This window comes from Vibrio bathopelagicus, from assembly GCF_014879975.1.
Lineage (GTDB): Bacteria > Pseudomonadota > Gammaproteobacteria > Enterobacterales > Vibrionaceae > Vibrio > Vibrio bathopelagicus.
On record NZ_CP062500.1, the window covers coordinates 3,555,159 to 3,570,975 of the forward strand.

Below are 15,817 nucleotides of genomic sequence, written 5' to 3' on the forward strand. Positions count from 1 at the left end.
TTGTTAGGTTCTAAAGTAGCAGATTAAAGCTGTTCTAAACGAGCGTAAGCCGTTACTAACCACTTGATGCCTTCACCGTTAAACGCAACTTGAACTCGGCTTTGTGGGCCACTTCCCTCGAAGTTGATGATGGTACCTTCACCAAACTTAGGGTGCTTAACGCGAGAACCCAAGCTAAAGCCCGTTTCGTTGAAATTCTCTTTCACGGCGGTTTGGCTAAAGCGGCCACTGCTTGCAGGACGACTCACTTGCGCTTTCATACGAACTTCATCCAGACATGTCTCTGGTAGTTCACGAATAAAGCGTGATGGTTTGTGGTACTTGTCCTGACCGTACAAGCGACGCATCTCAGCGTAAGTGATGTAAAGCTTCTCCATCGCACGGGTCATGCCTACATAGCACAAACGACGTTCTTCTTCTAAACGCCCCGCTTCTTCTGCAGACATCTGGCTTGGGAACATGCCTTCTTCAACGCCAACCATAAATACCATTGGGAACTCTAGGCCTTTGGCACTGTGCAGGGTCATTAACTGAACCGCATCATCAAACTCATCAGCCTGACCTTCACCCGCTTCCAAAGCCGCATGAGTTAAGAACGCCGTTAGCATGCTCATTTCATCTGCTTCTTCTGGTTTTTCAAACTGACGCGTTGCCGTTACCAATTCTTCCAAGTTCTCAATACGTGCCTTCGACTTCTCGCCTTTCTCTTGCTCGTACATCGCAAACAAGCCAGACGATTTAATCACGTGGTCGGTTTGCTCATGAAGTCTCAGCTCTATGGTGTCATCTTCAAGTGCATTGATAAGCTCGATAAAGCGGCTCAATGCACCCGCAGCACGACCGGGTAGCACTTGCTCTTCTATCAAAGCAACACTGGCTTCCCACATGGTTGCCCCACGATCACGCGCCGCAAGACGAATCGTTTCTAAGGTTTTATCCCCTAATCCACGAGTGGGTGTATTGACGACACGTTCAAATGCCGCATCATTGCTGCGGTTACTCATTAAGCGCAGGTAGCTCAAAGCATCTCTGATTTCCTGACGCTCGAAGAATCGCATGCCCCCGTAGATGCGGTAAGGCAGACCACCTTGGATAAGCGCTTCTTCCAGAACACGTGATTGGGCGTTATTGCGATAAAGCATCGCGGTATCTTCTAGCGCACCGCCTTTCTCTTGCCACTCTTTGATTTTGCTGACCGTGAAACGCGCTTCATCTAACTCGTTATAAGCCGAGTAAACAGAGATTGGCTCGCCATCGTTGCCATCGGTCCACAATTCTTTACCCATACGCTCGGTGTTGTTCGAGATAAGCTCGTTCGACGCCTGCAGAATGGTTTTGGTTGAACGGTAATTTTGTTCGAGTCGAACCGTTGACGCTCCTGGGAATTCGTCCAAGAACTTCTGAATATTTTCAATTTTCGCACCACGCCAGCCATAAATAGATTGGTCATCATCACCCACGATCATCACCCGACAATCTGGGCCTGCCATCATACGTAGCCAAGCATATTGGATGTTGTTGGTATCTTGAAATTCGTCGACAAGAATATGCTTAAAGCGAGCTTGGTAATGCTCACGAATGTGTTTCTTATCGCGCAGCAGTTCATGTGATCTTAATAAGATTTCGGCAAAATCGACCAAGCCAGCACGGTCACATGCCTCTTGATAAGCAGAGTAGATCTTTAACCACGTTTGAGTTATTGGATCACGGTAGGCGTCAATGTGACTTGGGCGTAGTCCCTCGTCTTTCTTGCCATTTATCCACCAAGAAGCTTGCTTGGCAGGCCACTGTTTTTCATCAAGGTTTTGCGCCTTGATTAAGCGGCGTAGCAAACGAACCTGATCATCTGAATCAATGATCTGGAAGTCTTCTGGCAGTTTTGCATCTAGGTAGTGAGCACGAAGGATACGGTGACAGATACCGTGGAAGGTACCATTCCACATGCCTGACGAACTGCCCATCATCAACTCTTCAATACGACCACGCATCTCTGCTGCCGCTTTGTTGGTGAAGGTAACCGACATAATAGAGAACGGTGATGCTTGCTCTACACTTTGCAACCAAGCGATACGATGCACCAACACTCGCGTTTTACCACTGCCTGCACCTGCCAGAATAAGTAGGTTTTCTAAAGGTGCCGCGACCGCCTCACGTTGTCTATCGTTTAGGCCATCGAGTAAAAGCGAAGGATCTATCATTGGATATGCTCACTACTGGGTATTTATACATAAAAGTTGATTATAACCTAAACACTAGGCTGCGTTTAGGATAATAAGAAGAAAAAACAATCAAAAAATAACATCATAAATTCAACAAGTTAAACAATAAAACATCATTAATATTAATATTTTTTATAATGCCGTGAAATTATTTCCCGGTTATTCCTATCCTTTTTAGTAAGCAAGTTAACAACTTATTAACCTGCGATATAAAAATACTATTAAGTCCTAGAGGGAATGACTATGAAAAATTCTAATCTTGCTGTTACAGCTGCAATCACAAGTGTACTAGCGTTCGGCGGTGCAGTTCTTACATCAGCACCTGCTGAAGCAGCAGCAAAAGAGAAATGCTACGGCGTTGCAAAAGCTGGCCAAAATGATTGCGCAACCAAAACAAGTTCATGTGCGGGTACAGCCAAAGAAGACAACCAATCCGATGCATTCGTGGTCGTTCCTAAAGGACTGTGTGGCAAATTATCAGGTGGTAACACTCAATCATCATAATTGAGCTACTTAGCATGGTGAGCTGACATTCAGCTCACCTCCACTTCCTATTAGGAGAATCGTTGTGACTCAAACTCTTCATCCCAACGCAGGGGTTGGCCTTAGAACACCGCACTTGGACTTCTTTAGCCAAAACCCAGCTTTAGTGAGTTGGTTAGAGGTGCACAGCGAGAACTACTTTTTAGCTCAATCACCGCAACGTCAACAACTGAGAGAGATTCGTAGCGCACACAACATCAGCTGTCACGGTGTTGGATTGTCGCTAGGTTCTGTTGATCGCATCAATCAACATCATCTCGTACAGTTAAAAGAACTCATTGATGATATCGAACCCTTCTTGGTTTCTGACCATCTCAGCTGGAGTCAGACCGGCGGTCATTACTTCAATGACTTGCTGCCGCTGCCTTATACCGAAGAGGCGTTAGAAGTCTTTTGCTGCAATGTCATCGAGGTGCAAGACATCCTGCAACGCCCTATGCTGATTGAGAACCCATCGAGCTACCTTGCCTTCAAGCATTCAACAATCCCAGAGTGGGAATTTTTGGCCGAGGTACAGAAGCGCACCGAGTGTCGACTATTACTCGATTTCAATAATATTTTTGTCTCATCTTTTAATCATGGCTTCAGCTGTGAAGAATACTTAAGCGGAATTCCTGCGGACAAGGTGGAAGAGATTCACTTGGCAGGTTTTACCAAAAAGAAGCTTGAACAAGGTGAGATCTGGATAGACACCCACAGCAAACCTGTCTGTGATGAAGTGTGGCAACTCTACACTGACTGGATAGCACAACATGGTTTGCGCCATACCTTGATTGAGTGGGATCTAGATATCCCAGAACCACAAGTCTTATTGGCTGAAGCAACCAAAGCCAGTGATGTCTTGTATCAACACGACAAGTTCAACCAAAGGAGTCGCGCATCATGAGCCACTCCCTAGCAGATGTTCAATCAGAGTTTGCGAACGCATTACGCTATCAAAACAATGGTGAGCATTGCGACATAGTGAGCGACCATTTTACTGATGAGCAGCGCATCCAGATTTACCGTAATAACTTTGTGATTAGCTTGAGCGAAGTACTGGCAGCAACCTATCCACTCACTGAAATGCTGGTTGGTGAAGAGTGCTTCCAACAGATGGCTCGTCAACATGTCTTAAGTTATCCATCAACCTCTGGTGATGTCAGCGGTTATGGGGAACATTTTGAACAGACTATCCGAGCCTTTCCTGCCGTTATTGAGGCTGCACCTTATCTCGCTGAAGTGACTTTGTATGAATGGCAAAAAGATAGCTTAGTAAGATGTGTTTCAGAATCACATGTCGACCAACGCTCCCTTTCTTGTTTGGCTGATGTGCCACAAGAACAACAAGGCGCTTTAGTCTTTCACCTCAAAGATTCAATAACGCTAGTCAATTCTAGCTATACAATGATTGCGCTTGAGCAAGCTATCTATCAGCAACAACTCGACGGGCTAGACATTAATCAAGCCGAGTTTGGGGTGTTAATCCGAGCTGAGAATTCACGGGTTGAGAGTCATTGTTTGACAGAAAAATGCCACCAACTATTAACCGAATTGCAATCGGGTCAAGCGCTCGCTGAAATTGACCCTTCACTACTACAACACCTGAATACTGTCATAGCGCTTAACGTCATCTCAGGTTTTTCAATCGATGCCGAATTGGAGACATAATATGGATAACAACACAGTCACGAACATGATGGCTCAATACGACAATTTGATTGAGAAATCACAGGCACTTTTTGTTCCTGTCCTACTTCTGTTTTGCCGCCTATGGGTGGCGTGGGTCTTCTTTAACTCTGGGCTCACCAAGATAGCAACTTGGGATAGCACCCTTTACTTGTTTGAATTGGAATACCAAGTCCCACTGTTACCTTGGGAGTTAGCGGCCTATATGGGTACTGCCGCTGAATTGATTCTACCGGTGTTCTTAGCGCTTGGTCTATTAACAAGACCTATGGCTGCTGTGCTGTTCGTTTTCAATATCATGGCCGTCGTGTCATACCCTGTATTGTGGGCGCAAGGCTTCTACGATCATCAGCTTTGGGGATTAATGATTCTTATCGTCGTTGTATGGGGCGCTGGACCATTTTCATTGGATAGAATCTTGAAAGCGCAGTTCAGAAGCTAAGCCTCTTTTCCACAGAGTCTAAATTTACATAATCCCAAAACGCAAAAAACCACTCAAATGAGTGGTTTCTTTTTAACTGGTAACAAACTACTTGCTTAGAAAAGCTTGTAATTCCTCAGCTGAAATACCTTGCTCTGCCAGCTCTTTTGCTAGTAGCTGAACTTGTTCACCTTTACGAGATTCAACCACGCGTTGAAATTGGTAAATGATATCTCGCAAAGTGTCGATTGGAACTTGTTTTGCCGCACTGCGAATACGCTCTTCACTTTGGTTTCCTAGCTCTTTAAGCAATTTACCAAACATGACCTTTTCAGGTGCATCTTCCATTTGTTCTAAGATGCGCGCCATTTCGTAGGTTGTTAATGACATTACAGTATTTTCCGTTGGGGACTAACGTTTCAATGAGTGACAAATATACCATGTTTTAAGGTTTCGAAAACCGCCATTTGTATATTTTGTCACCCTTGAGATTTACGCCTTGGCAAACGTCGTGTGCCACGACTTACCGGCTTTGCTCGCAAGCACTAACAATGCTGGAACAATCAGGAACATTTGCAGCGCAATCATCACTTGAGACGTTAAATCAAGACGTTGCATGGTACCAACGAGTAACCCTGAACCACTCATTTGGAACAAGCCAAGTAGTGCAGCAGCAGTACCCGCACGGTCACCGAAAGGTTCCAGAGCTTTACCCGCCGCAGCACCAAGAATCCAAGCGAAACCAACTGAAGATAAGAAGATCGGCAACATGAACGCGATAGCGCTTGCATGCTCAGCAAGCACCAGCATAACTACTCCCGCTAAGCCAAGCGTTGAAATACCGACAACCAGTGCTTTGTAAGTACCAAAACGGTCCATGAACTTCGGCGCAGTGAATGCAGCCGTAATGTTGATAACCGCGTTAATACCAAACCAGAAGGTAAATTCGTTCATCGTCAAACCTAGGTTTTCCATCAACACAACAGGTGCAGAGGTAACGTAAGCAAGGATTACTGCCATCGCCATCAAGCACAATGTCGCATGGAAAATGAATGATGGTGTTTTCAGTACAGACCAGTAACGCTCAAGTTTGAACACCGCGACCTTTTCTGTCGCTGGGTTAGACTCTTTCATCTGGAAAAACAAAATGGTGCCAACCACGACAGCAAACACAGCCATAAAGCTGAAGTTCGAGCGCCAGCCAAACTGTTGAGTCAACCAAGCACCAAGAATCGGTGCCAGTGCAGGAATAAAGCAAATAGCACCATTGAGGTAACTGATCATACGGCCACTCTTCTCAGGGCCAAATAGATCGCGAACCGTCGCAAAGGCTGCTACAGAAGTCGCACAAGCTCCTAAGCCTTGTAGCAGCCGAGCTATTAGCATCATATCAATCGATTGAGCTGCCCACGCCAAGCAAGCACTCAATGCATAGATACTAACACCTCCCAATGCAACGGTTCGACGTCCTAACTTATCAGCCAAAGGGCCTGCAAATAATTGCCCGACACCCATGGCGAATAAAAACCAAGTAATCGTATCTTGTGCTAGTGCATGTTCCACGTGAAACGCTGTTGAAATTTGTGGCAGAGCTGGAAGATAAATATCTATAGCCAGAGGGCTAAATAGAACCAGCATTGCCAATAAAGCAACCTGCAGTTTACTAGGGGTTGGAAGCGCGTTAGAAGGCACAAGATTCTCCGAATGAGTTAATTTAGGTGCATAATAACCAACTAAAGATATGAACAAAAATGGCATATACTCATTAGTATTATTCCAAATAGGAAACTCACATGAATATCGAGAAACTATCACGCCTCGACCTCAATCTATTGGTTTGCTTGCAGGTGCTGATGGAAGAGCTGAGTGTCACTCGCACCGCACACCGATTATGCTTGAGCCAATCGGCTGTGAGTAAGTCGCTAGCCAAGCTACGTGAGCAATTTAATGACCCCCTTTTTACGCGAAGTGCTCATGGCCTACGACCAACACCTAAGGCTTTATTTCTAAAGCCTCGATTAGAAACGCTGATCAATCAACTTGATGTGCTTACCCAACCAGAGACGTTCATTCCCAACAACAGCGACCACAGTTTTCATATTGCGGCTGTTGAGAGTGTTTACCCGCTGATTCTTCCCCACTTCTTACCGGCTATATTTCGACAAGCCCCTAAGGTGAATATCAATACCCATGCTTGGACGGAGCAAACCTTTAAGAAATTGCAGCTTGGTGAACTAGATATCGGACTCACGGGTAAAGATATCGACATCAACGATGCGCGCCTGACTATGCTGCCACCAGATGATATTTGCGAACAAGAGATCTATCGTGATGCACAGATGTGTGTGTTAAGACGCAACCACCCAGCTCTGAGCGGTAAATGGGATCTGGAAACCTACCTTGCACAACGTCATGTGCAAGTAAGGTGTGACGGTAACGACCGCTGGCTGCTCGACTACAAACTGGCTGATCTTGGTCATCAGCGCGATATCGCTATTTCTGTTCCAGACTTCAATAGCGCAGCAAGCTTGTGTACCTACACCGACTTTGTGTTTACCGCACCAAGTCATTTTACTTACCTCGTCGCCAAGCAACTCGACTTAGTGGTTGTCCCTTTACCGATGGAATTCCCACCGATGGCATACACTCTGTTTTGGCACCGCGACAGAGAAAATGACCCAGCCTTAACTTGGCTGCGAGATATCATCAAAGAAAAAACTCTGCACCTTAGATAAAAATGGCGTACAGCGTTTGCAGCAAACGAACAAAAGCGCTAGCTTATTGACCTAATAAGTCCCCTCACATGTATATCGACTGTGAGTGTTAACAAGGACCCTAACAATAAGGATAAACACAGATGCACAATATCACTGCTGAACGCGTTGCTGCGGTTCGAGCTTGGCTTGAAACAAACAACCTAGATGCCGTTATCATTCCACACGAAGACGAATACCTAGGTGAATACGTTCCAGCTCATAACGAGCGACTTCACTGGTTAACAGGTTTCACTGGTTCTGCCGGTGCCGCAGTTATCACTCGTGAAACTGCTGCTATTTTTGTTGATGGTCGCTACACCGTTCAGGTTCGTAAGCAAGTACCAGCAGAGTTATTTGAGTATCGCCACCTTATTGAAGAACCGGCTTTAGATTGGATCATCAATTCATTGCCACAAGGCAGTAAGGTTGCCTTCGACCCACGCATGCACACCGCAGCTTGGTTGAAAGGCGCACAAGCAAAACTGGCAGAGAAAGTTGAGCTAACAACACTCTCTTCTAATCCAATTGATGAGCTTTGGTCTAATCGCCCTGAGCCTGTGGTATCCGATGTTCGCCTAATGGCAACAGACGCCGTTGGTCAATCAAGCGAGAGTAAGCGCGCCGAGATTGCTGGCTTACTAAAAGCAAAAGGTGCGGACGCCGCTATCCTTACCGAGCTTGACTCAATATGTTGGTTGCTTAACATTCGTGGTTTGGACGTATCCCGCCTACCTGTTGTGTTATCCAACGCGATCATTCACGCCGATGAAAGTGTCGATTTCTTCCTAGACCCAGCACGCATCCCAACAGGCTTTGAAGCACACGTTGGTAATGGTATTCGAGTTTCTCACCCATCAGAGCTTGAAGCGCGCCTTCAATCTTTAGAAAGCAAAAATGTATCTGTCGATTCAGGCACAAGCAATGCTTGGTACACGCTTGTTCTACAAAACGCTGGCGCACATATCATTGAAGCAGCAGACCCATGCTTAATGCCAAAAGCTGCTAAGAACGCAACTGAAATTGCTGGCATGAAAGCGTGTCACATTCGTGATGGTGTTGCGATGGCGAAGTTCTTATCTTGGATTGACGCCGAAGTCGCGCAAGGTAACCTGCACAACGAAGCGGTGTTGGCTGACAAAGTACAGTCGTTCCGCGAACAAGACCCAACACTGATGGATCTAAGTTTCGACACAATTTCAGCGGCAGGCGGAAACGCAGCCATGTGTCACTACAACCATGAGAACCAACCAGAGCCAGGTCAGCTAGAAATGAATACGCTATACCTAGTCGATTCTGGCGGTCAGTACCTAGATGGCACAACAGACATCACACGTACTATCGCAATTGGCCAGCCAAGCGAAGAAATGATTCAACAGTTCACTCTTGCACTTAAGGGTCACATCGGTATTGCACGCGCTCGTTTCCCACAAGGCACTCGCGGTTTCCAACTTGATATCCTAGCGCGTCAGCACTTATGGGCAGAAGGCTTCGATTACGACCACGGTACTGGTCACGGTGTTGGTCACTTCCTAAGTGTTCATGAAGGTCCGCAAAGCATCTCTAAGAAGCTGATCGACGTACCTCTTGTTGAAGGCATGGTGTTGTCAAACGAGCCGGGTTACTACCGTGCCGATGAGTTTGGTATCCGTATCGAGAACCTAGAACTGGTTGTTGAACTTCCAACTCAAGGTGACTTCTCGGTATTGACGTTTGAATCGCTGACACGTTGCCCTATCGATAAGCGCAACATCAACGTCGATCTACTAACACGACCTGAACTGGCGTGGCTGAACGACTACCATCAGAAAGTTTGGAACGACGTTAGTCCATTAGTTGAAGGTGATACGCTGGAATGGCTACGCCAATCAACAACACCACTTGCTCACGCTTAATGCCTTGCTAGGCAGATAACTGAACCAAAATTAGTTAGCTCAGTTAGATATTAAAACGGCTACCCAAAGGTAGCCGTTTTTATTTGCCTGTATCATTACGATGTTTCACGTGGAACATCAACCAACATTGACTAACCAGAATAGGCACTGTGCCAATCACGCCACACTGGGTCAAAACCACGCTGACGAATCATCGACTCAACATCAGCTGCACTTCTCTCATCACTGATCTCAAACTGCTCAAGCTCTTCTTCACCGGAAGCATAACCGCCAGGTTGGGTTTTAGAAGCCGCCGACATACTCGTGATACCCAAAGGCAGCACGTTATCGCGGAAAGTTGCTGACTCTCGAGTAGATAGAGATAACTCGACCTCAGGATTCAAGAGTCGATACGCGCAGATAAGCTGAACCAACTGTTTATCGCTCATTACCGACTTAGGCTGTAAGCCTCCACTAGACTCTCCGCCTTCACACGGGCGAAGACGCGGGAACGAAATTGAGTAGCGAGTCTGCCAATAATAACGTTCTAGGTAATCTAAGTGAGCAGCTACAAAGAAGCAGTCGGTTCGCCAATCTTCCAAACCAATCAAGGCACCAATACCTATCTTATCGATCCCCGCCTTTGCCAAGCGATCGGGGGTTTCAAGACGATATTCAAAGTCCATTTTATTACCACGTAGGTGATGCTCAGCGTAGGTCCTAGGCTGATAGGTCTCTTGATAAACCATCACCGCATCTAAACCGAGAGTTTTAAGTTCTGCGTAATCTTGTTGATCAAGTGGCTGCACTTCCATCGCAAGGTAGTTAAATTGCTTTTTGATATTCGGCAACACCTGTCGAAAGTAATTCATCCCAACCTTGGTTTCATGTTCACCGGTGACCAACAAAACGCTATCGAACTTCATCTTTTTGATCGCCGCACTTTCAGCATCAATTTCATCCAAAGTAAGCGTTCGGCGCTTGATACGGTTCTCCATTGAGAAACCACAATACGTGCACGCGTTAGCGCACAGGTTAGATAGGTACAAAGGAATATAAAGCGACACCGTATTGCCAAATCGCTTGCGAGTTAGCGCCAACGATTGTTGTGCCATCTGCTCTAAGTAAGGTTCTGCTGCCGGAGAAATTAAAGCCTTAAAATCTTCTAAGTCACGTTTAGGTTTACTCAGAGCGCGTTCAACATCCGCCGCCGTTTTACTAAAGATGGACATACCGATGTCATCCCAGTTGAGCTGTTTAAATCGATCAACAAACGTCATGGCAATACTACTCGTCTAGGAATGAGGTTAACGGGCTTGAAGCAACCGCGTGAGATACCTGACCAGCTAGCCCTGCAAGGTAAGCCATACGACCCGCTTCAACTGCCAACTTAAAAGCAATCGCCATTTCAACAGGCTGTTGAGAAGCTGCAATCGCAGTATTCACTAACACTGCGTCTGCACCCATTTCCATTGCTCGCGCAGCATGAGAAGGAGCACCTATGCCAGCATCCACAATCACAGGAACATTAGCTTGGTCGATAATGATCTCCAGGAAGTCGGCTGACGCGATTCCCTTATTAGAACCAATCGGTGCACCGAGTGGCATCACAGCAGCACAACCAACCTCTTCTAAGCGCTTACACAATACAGGGTCGGCGTGGCAATAAGGCAACACAACAAAGCCATCTTTCACTAGTTGCTCAGCAGCGTTAAGTGTCTCGATTGGGTCTGGCATCAAGTACTTTGGATCTGGGTGAATCTCAAGTTTTAGCCAGTTTGTGCCCAACGCTTCACGAGCCAAATGCGCAGCAAAGATTGCGTCTTTTGCATTCTTAGCACCTGATGTATTCGGTAGTAAGTTCACGCCAGCATCCATGATGGGTTGTAGGATATCGTCTTGCTCGGAGCGAATATCGACTCTCTTCAGCGCCATGGTCGCCAGTTGCGAGCCTGAAGCCTCGATAGCGCTAGCCATCAAATGCTTGTTTGCGAACTTGCCGGTTCCAGTGAACAGACGCGATTGAAACGTTTTATCTGCGATGGTTAACATGGTTAGCCCCCTGCAATAGCTTGGAAAAGAGAAATAGCATCGCCTTCATTGACGACCGTTTGTTGCCACTGACTACGTGGGACAACCGCATTATTGATAGCAAACACACAACCTAGATCAGGTAATGATAGAACTTGGATAATGTCGGCTAGAGACGACGAGTGCGCTACCTGTTCTGGTTGTTCGTTTATTGAGATCGTTATATGACTCATTGGGTTTCTTCTTCTAAATGTTTAACTACAGACGCACTGCACACGGGACATTCACTATCTTGAGTGACCATTAGGTTTTGCCAATTCATCGTTTGGCCATCGAACAGTTTGAGCTGATGTGTTGCGACCTGAAACTCACCACGAGTTAAACGTTGAATAGCAGCCAAAGCTTGAAGGTTACCTATGGTGCCAACAACCGGGCCGATGATGCCGCTATCGCTACAACGAGTCGTTTGTGGATGATGATTGAATGGGAACAAGCAGTGATAACATCCATTCTGGTTCTGATAATCAAAAACGACAAACTGACCTTTCCAGCCAATTGCAGAACCGGAAATCAAAGGGGTCTTAGTGCTGAAACATGCTTGGTTAACCTTTTGGCGTGACTCGAAGTTGTCAGTACAATCCAACACTAAATCAGCCAACATCACTTCAAGTTCAAGCTGGCTTTCACTCATTCGTTGATTGATGGTTCTTACTTGGCTGCGACCATTGAGCTCACTCAGTTGTTGCTTCAGAGCTTCAACCTTAGACGAACCTAACTGACTTTCCCTGAACGCGACCTGTCGTTGCAGGTTAGACGAATCTACACAATCATCATCGACCAGCACGAGCTTTCCAACACCAGAAGCCGCGAGGTAAAGAGCCGCAGCATTACCTAAGCCGCCACAACCAATCAACAGCACATGACTATTTAGTAGGTTGCGTTGTCCTTGCTCACCCACTTCAGGTAACGCAATTTGTCGTTGATAACGAATAAATTCAAAGTCACTCAACATAGCTAGGCTCCTGCATAACCTCTTCTTTGGTAGCTGGATATTTCGGCGTCATCAGTTTTTCGAAAAATTCGATCACTTTTTGTGGGTCTTCTGCCAATGTAATCGCACGTACCACTGCCAAACTCGACACCCCACATTCCCACACCTGCTCAGCTGTCGATTGGTCAATACCGCCAATAGCAACCGTCGGATAACCGATGAGTTGTTCTGTGTACGGGATAGTATCAATCAGCTGTTGATACAAAGATAAACGAACTAAACCCTGAGGCTTCGATGGCATCTGTTTAGTTGTTGTTGGGAAGATGTGCCCCAGCGCGATATAGCTTGGGTTAATTTGAACAATGCGCAGCAACTCGTAATAGCCATGAGTCGAAAGACCAATCTTAATGCCCGCTTGGCTCAACTGAGATAGGTTGGATTCTTCAATATCCTCTTGCCCCAAATGAACACCAAAAGCGTTATGCTTGAGCGCAAGCTGCCAATAATCATTAATAAAGACCTGAGCGTTATGGTCTCGACCAAGCTCGATTGCTCGTGCGACTTGTTGTTCCAAATCCGCTTGCTTAGGGTTCTTAATACGCAGCTGGACGGTGTTAATCCCGAGCTTAAGCAGCCTTTCGATCCACTCAACATCATCAACCACTGGGTATAATCCGAGACTATTCTTACTCAGCTCAGGAAAAGAAAGTACTGTCCCTTGGTTAGCCCAACCAACGCTTATATCCAATCGTTGATCTTCAAGAGCTGGAATTGGAAAGTTTTGGTAATGTGCTGGCCATGTTCCACGTGAAACATTAGACGCTGCGCGAGCTAAAACCAATGCGTCTTCTAATGGGAATTCCAGCGCCAACAAAGTAAGTAACCAAGCGAAGTGGCCGCGCTTATCTAACTCCTGATGAGCTGTAGTTTCACTCTTGATAGCACGATTAGCATTTAGGTGTGACCAGATATCCAGTACAGCTGAATCATCGGATATTCCGATATAGATGGTGTTCGAAGCTTGAGTAAAGGCATCACAAACGTCAGTTAACGCGACTGAATGACTGTAATCAACGACGTGGTTCAGTTCCGCTAACTTACACTCCGCTAATGAATCAACATCATGAGCGAAGCCAATAGATAATACGTGTTGAGCATCAACGACAGAGAAGTAATGAGTTGGGCTTACACCCAACTCAACTGCATCAGTTGCTAAACCTTGTCGCTTAGCAACCAATAGACAGTTTTGAACCTCCCCCGTTAACTCGATGTCTTGAGATGGGATGAGAATCTTCACTGTCATTATTCCTCTAATTGAGCTTCTTTTGCGCCTACTGCAGGGTGGTAAAGTTCAGAGCCAGTATCACGGAACTCTTGTGATTTTTGACGCATTCCCTCCAACGGGTTATCCAGCATCTTAATCTCGATAGCCTGATCAGCGGCTACTTGTTCTGTGTCTTTCGCATACTCTCGAACTTCTTGAGAAATTTTCATCGAGCAGAACTTAGGACCACACATAGAGCAGAAGTGAGCAACCTTGCCCGACTCTTGTGGCAGGGTTTCATCGTGGAAAGAACGTGCTGTTTCCGGATCTAAAGCTAGATTAAATTGGTCTTCCCAACGGAATTCAAAACGCGCTTTAGATAATGCATTATCTCGGATTTGTGCGCCCGGGTGCCCTTTTGCCAAGTCTGCAGCATGTGCTGCCAGCTTGTAAGTAATCAAGCCAGTCTTCACATCTTCTTTGTTTGGCAAGCCTAAATGCTCTTTAGGAGTTACATAACAAAGCATCGCACAGCCGTACCAACCGATCATGGCAGCACCAATACCAGAGGTAATATGGTCATAACCCGGCGCAATATCTGTAGTCAGTGGACCTAAAGTATAGAAAGGCGCTTCATGGCAGTGCTCTAACTGCTCGTCCATGTTCTCTTTAATAAGATGCATAGGTACATGTCCAGGGCCTTCAATGATCACCTGAACGTCATATTCCCAAGCCACTTTAGTCAACTCACCGAGAGTGCGTAACTCAGAGAATTGAGCCTCATCATTGGCATCTGCAATCGAGCCAGGACGTAGGCCGTCACCTAATGACAGAGCAACATCGTACTTCGCACAGATCTCGCAGATCTCGCGGAAGTGTGTGTATAGGAAGCTTTCCTGATGATGTGCAAGACACCATTTCGCGATAATAGATCCACCACGAGAGACAATGCCAGTCACACGTTTAGCCGTCATAGGTACGTAACGAAGCAGCAAACCTGCGTGGATAGTAAAGTAATCAACGCCCTGCTCTGCTTGTTCAATCAAGGTATCGCGCATCACTTCCCAATTGAGGTCTTCAGCAACGCCATTCACTTTTTCAAGCGCTTGATACATAGGAACCGTACCAATCGGCACAGGACTGTTACGCAGGATCCATTCACGAGTCTCGTGGATATTACGTCCAGTAGAAAGGTCCATTACGGTGTCGCCACCCCAGCGGGTTGACCATACTAACTTCTCAACTTCTTCTTCAATTGAAGAGCTTACTGAAGAGTTACCGATATTGGCGTTCACTTTCACTAAGAAGTTTCGGCCAATAATCATAGGTTCTGATTCTGGGTGGTTGATGTTTGAAGGGATAATAGCTCGACCTTCAGCAACCTCTTTACGTACGAACTCAGGGGTGATTTCTTTCGGTAGGTTTGCGCCAAAATTATGGCCAGGATGTTGGTGGTTAAGTTGCTCGTCAGCGAACTTCTGACGTCCCATGTTCTCACGTATCGCTATGTACTCCATCTCAGGAGTGATAATACCCTGACGAGCATAATGCAGTTGGGTAACACATTGATTGTCTGTCGCGCGACGAATTCTAGGTAGGTTTCCGTAACGAAGGTCGTCTAGGGATTCATCTTCTAAACGTTCTTTAGTGTAAACAGAGCTTACATCGTCTAACAGTTCCGTATCACCACGCTCTTCAATCCATTGCTCTCGCAACTTAGGAAGACCGCTATACAGGTCTATTTCGTGTGTAGGGTCTGTGTAAACACCTGAGGTATCGTAAACTTGAATGGGTGCATTAGGTTCGAATACAGGCTCTTTTTTGGTGCCACCAACTAGGCTGTCAGCAAGTGATATTTCTCGTACAGGGACTTGAATGTCCTCTCGAGATCCTTGGATGTAAGCCTTTTTTGAATTTGGGTAAGGTTGTACGGATAAAGAATCAATGAAATTCTTCGCTTCCAGTCTTGCTTGTTTACGACTCGACATAGCATTTTTCCTTGGCTTTTAGCCATTATTTATAGGGATAAAAATGCTTGACGGATTAGATGCTA

Annotated in this window: 15 protein-coding genes; 6 read left to right on the forward strand and 9 right to left on the reverse strand. The window is 46.0% G+C overall.

All coding sequences use genetic code 11. The features are described from left to right. Nucleotides 1-23: 23 nt before the first annotated feature. Nucleotides 24-2,198, reverse strand: coding sequence for a DNA helicase II (gene uvrD / locus IHV80_RS15945; protein WP_192889616.1), 2,175 nt, complete (start codon nt 2,196-2,198; stop codon nt 24-26). 264 nt (nt 2,199-2,462) lie between these two features. Here uvrD and IHV80_RS15950 point away from each other — a divergent pair, with 264 nt between their 5' ends. From IHV80_RS15950 to IHV80_RS15965, 4 genes are all read left to right on the forward strand, one after another. After that, on the forward strand, nt 2,463-2,723 hold the full coding sequence (locus IHV80_RS15950; RefSeq protein WP_004736650.1) for a BufA1 family periplasmic bufferin-type metallophore: 261 nt from the start codon (nt 2,463-2,465) through the stop codon (nt 2,721-2,723). 64 nt (nt 2,724-2,787) lie between these two features. Next, the gene (gene bufB, locus IHV80_RS15955) at nt 2,788-3,648 is read left to right on the forward strand and encodes an MNIO family bufferin maturase (RefSeq protein ID WP_192889617.1); all 861 of its coding nucleotides are present in this window, start codon (nt 2,788-2,790) and stop codon (nt 3,646-3,648) included. Further along, nucleotides 3,645-4,412, forward strand: coding sequence for an HvfC/BufC N-terminal domain-containing protein (locus IHV80_RS15960; protein ID WP_192889618.1), 768 nt, complete (start codon nt 3,645-3,647; stop codon nt 4,410-4,412). Before bufB ends, IHV80_RS15960 begins: the two co-directional genes overlap by 4 nt. 1 nt (nt 4,413) lies before the next feature. Next, entirely contained in the window at nt 4,414-4,872 is a 459-nt protein-coding gene (locus IHV80_RS15965) for a DoxX family protein (protein WP_102421329.1), read from the forward strand. Nucleotides 4,873-4,959: 87 nt separating this feature from the next. On the opposite strand, the gene tsrA is transcribed toward IHV80_RS15965, so the two are convergent. Both tsrA and IHV80_RS15975 read right to left on the reverse strand, forming a co-directional pair. After that, nucleotides 4,960-5,241: an H-NS-like global regulator TsrA gene (tsrA, locus tag IHV80_RS15970; RefSeq protein ID WP_016787602.1), complete on the reverse strand. Its 282-nt coding sequence runs from the start codon at nt 5,239-5,241 to the stop codon at nt 4,960-4,962. Nucleotides 5,242-5,343: 102 nt separating this feature from the next. Further along, complete coding sequence (locus IHV80_RS15975) at nt 5,344-6,543, reverse strand: multidrug effflux MFS transporter (RefSeq protein ID WP_029222012.1); 1,200 nt, start codon at nt 6,541-6,543, stop codon at nt 5,344-5,346. A gap of 101 nt (nt 6,544-6,644) precedes the next feature. Here IHV80_RS15975 and IHV80_RS15980 point away from each other — a divergent pair, with 101 nt between their 5' ends. Together IHV80_RS15980 and IHV80_RS15985 are read left to right on the forward strand one after the other, a co-directional pair. Beyond that, nucleotides 6,645-7,586, forward strand: coding sequence for a LysR family transcriptional regulator (locus tag IHV80_RS15980; RefSeq protein WP_086715421.1), 942 nt, complete (start codon nt 6,645-6,647; stop codon nt 7,584-7,586). Nucleotides 7,587-7,708: 122 nt separating this feature from the next. Further along, the gene (locus IHV80_RS15985; RefSeq protein ID WP_192889619.1) at nt 7,709-9,499 is read left to right on the forward strand and encodes an aminopeptidase P family protein; all 1,791 of its coding nucleotides are present in this window, start codon (nt 7,709-7,711) and stop codon (nt 9,497-9,499) included. A 131-nt stretch (nt 9,500-9,630) separates the two neighbouring features. Here IHV80_RS15985 and thiH read toward each other — a convergent pair whose 3' ends face one another. Genes thiH through thiC form a run of 6 tightly spaced genes read right to left on the reverse strand, consistent with a single transcriptional unit; the run spans nt 9,631 to nt 15,752 of the window. Further along, nucleotides 9,631-10,758 carry a 2-iminoacetate synthase ThiH gene (gene thiH / locus IHV80_RS15990; protein ID WP_192889620.1) on the reverse strand — a complete coding sequence of 376 codons (1,128 nt, stop codon included), beginning with the start codon at nt 10,756-10,758 and terminating at the stop codon, nt 9,631-9,633. 7 nt (nt 10,759-10,765) lie between these two features. After that, entirely contained in the window at nt 10,766-11,530 is a 765-nt protein-coding gene (locus IHV80_RS15995) for a thiazole synthase (RefSeq protein ID WP_192889621.1), read from the reverse strand. A gap of 2 nt (nt 11,531-11,532) precedes the next feature. Further along, nucleotides 11,533-11,742: a sulfur carrier protein ThiS gene (gene thiS / locus IHV80_RS16000; RefSeq protein ID WP_192889622.1), complete on the reverse strand. Its 210-nt coding sequence runs from the start codon at nt 11,740-11,742 to the stop codon at nt 11,533-11,535. Further along, a complete protein-coding gene (locus IHV80_RS16005; RefSeq protein WP_192889623.1) occupies nt 11,739-12,521 on the reverse strand; it encodes a HesA/MoeB/ThiF family protein in 783 nt (260 codons plus the stop codon). The genes thiS and IHV80_RS16005 overlap by 4 nt, the downstream gene beginning before the upstream one ends. Continuing rightward, on the reverse strand, nt 12,511-13,803 hold the full coding sequence (locus IHV80_RS16010) for a thiamine phosphate synthase (RefSeq protein ID WP_192889624.1): 1,293 nt from the start codon (nt 13,801-13,803) through the stop codon (nt 12,511-12,513). Before IHV80_RS16010 ends, IHV80_RS16005 begins: the two co-directional genes overlap by 11 nt. Beyond that, nucleotides 13,803-15,752 carry a phosphomethylpyrimidine synthase ThiC gene (gene thiC, locus IHV80_RS16015; protein ID WP_192889625.1) on the reverse strand — a complete coding sequence of 650 codons (1,950 nt, stop codon included), beginning with the start codon at nt 15,750-15,752 and terminating at the stop codon, nt 13,803-13,805. The genes IHV80_RS16010 and thiC overlap by 1 nt, the downstream gene beginning before the upstream one ends. Nucleotides 15,753-15,817 lie beyond the last annotated feature (65 nt).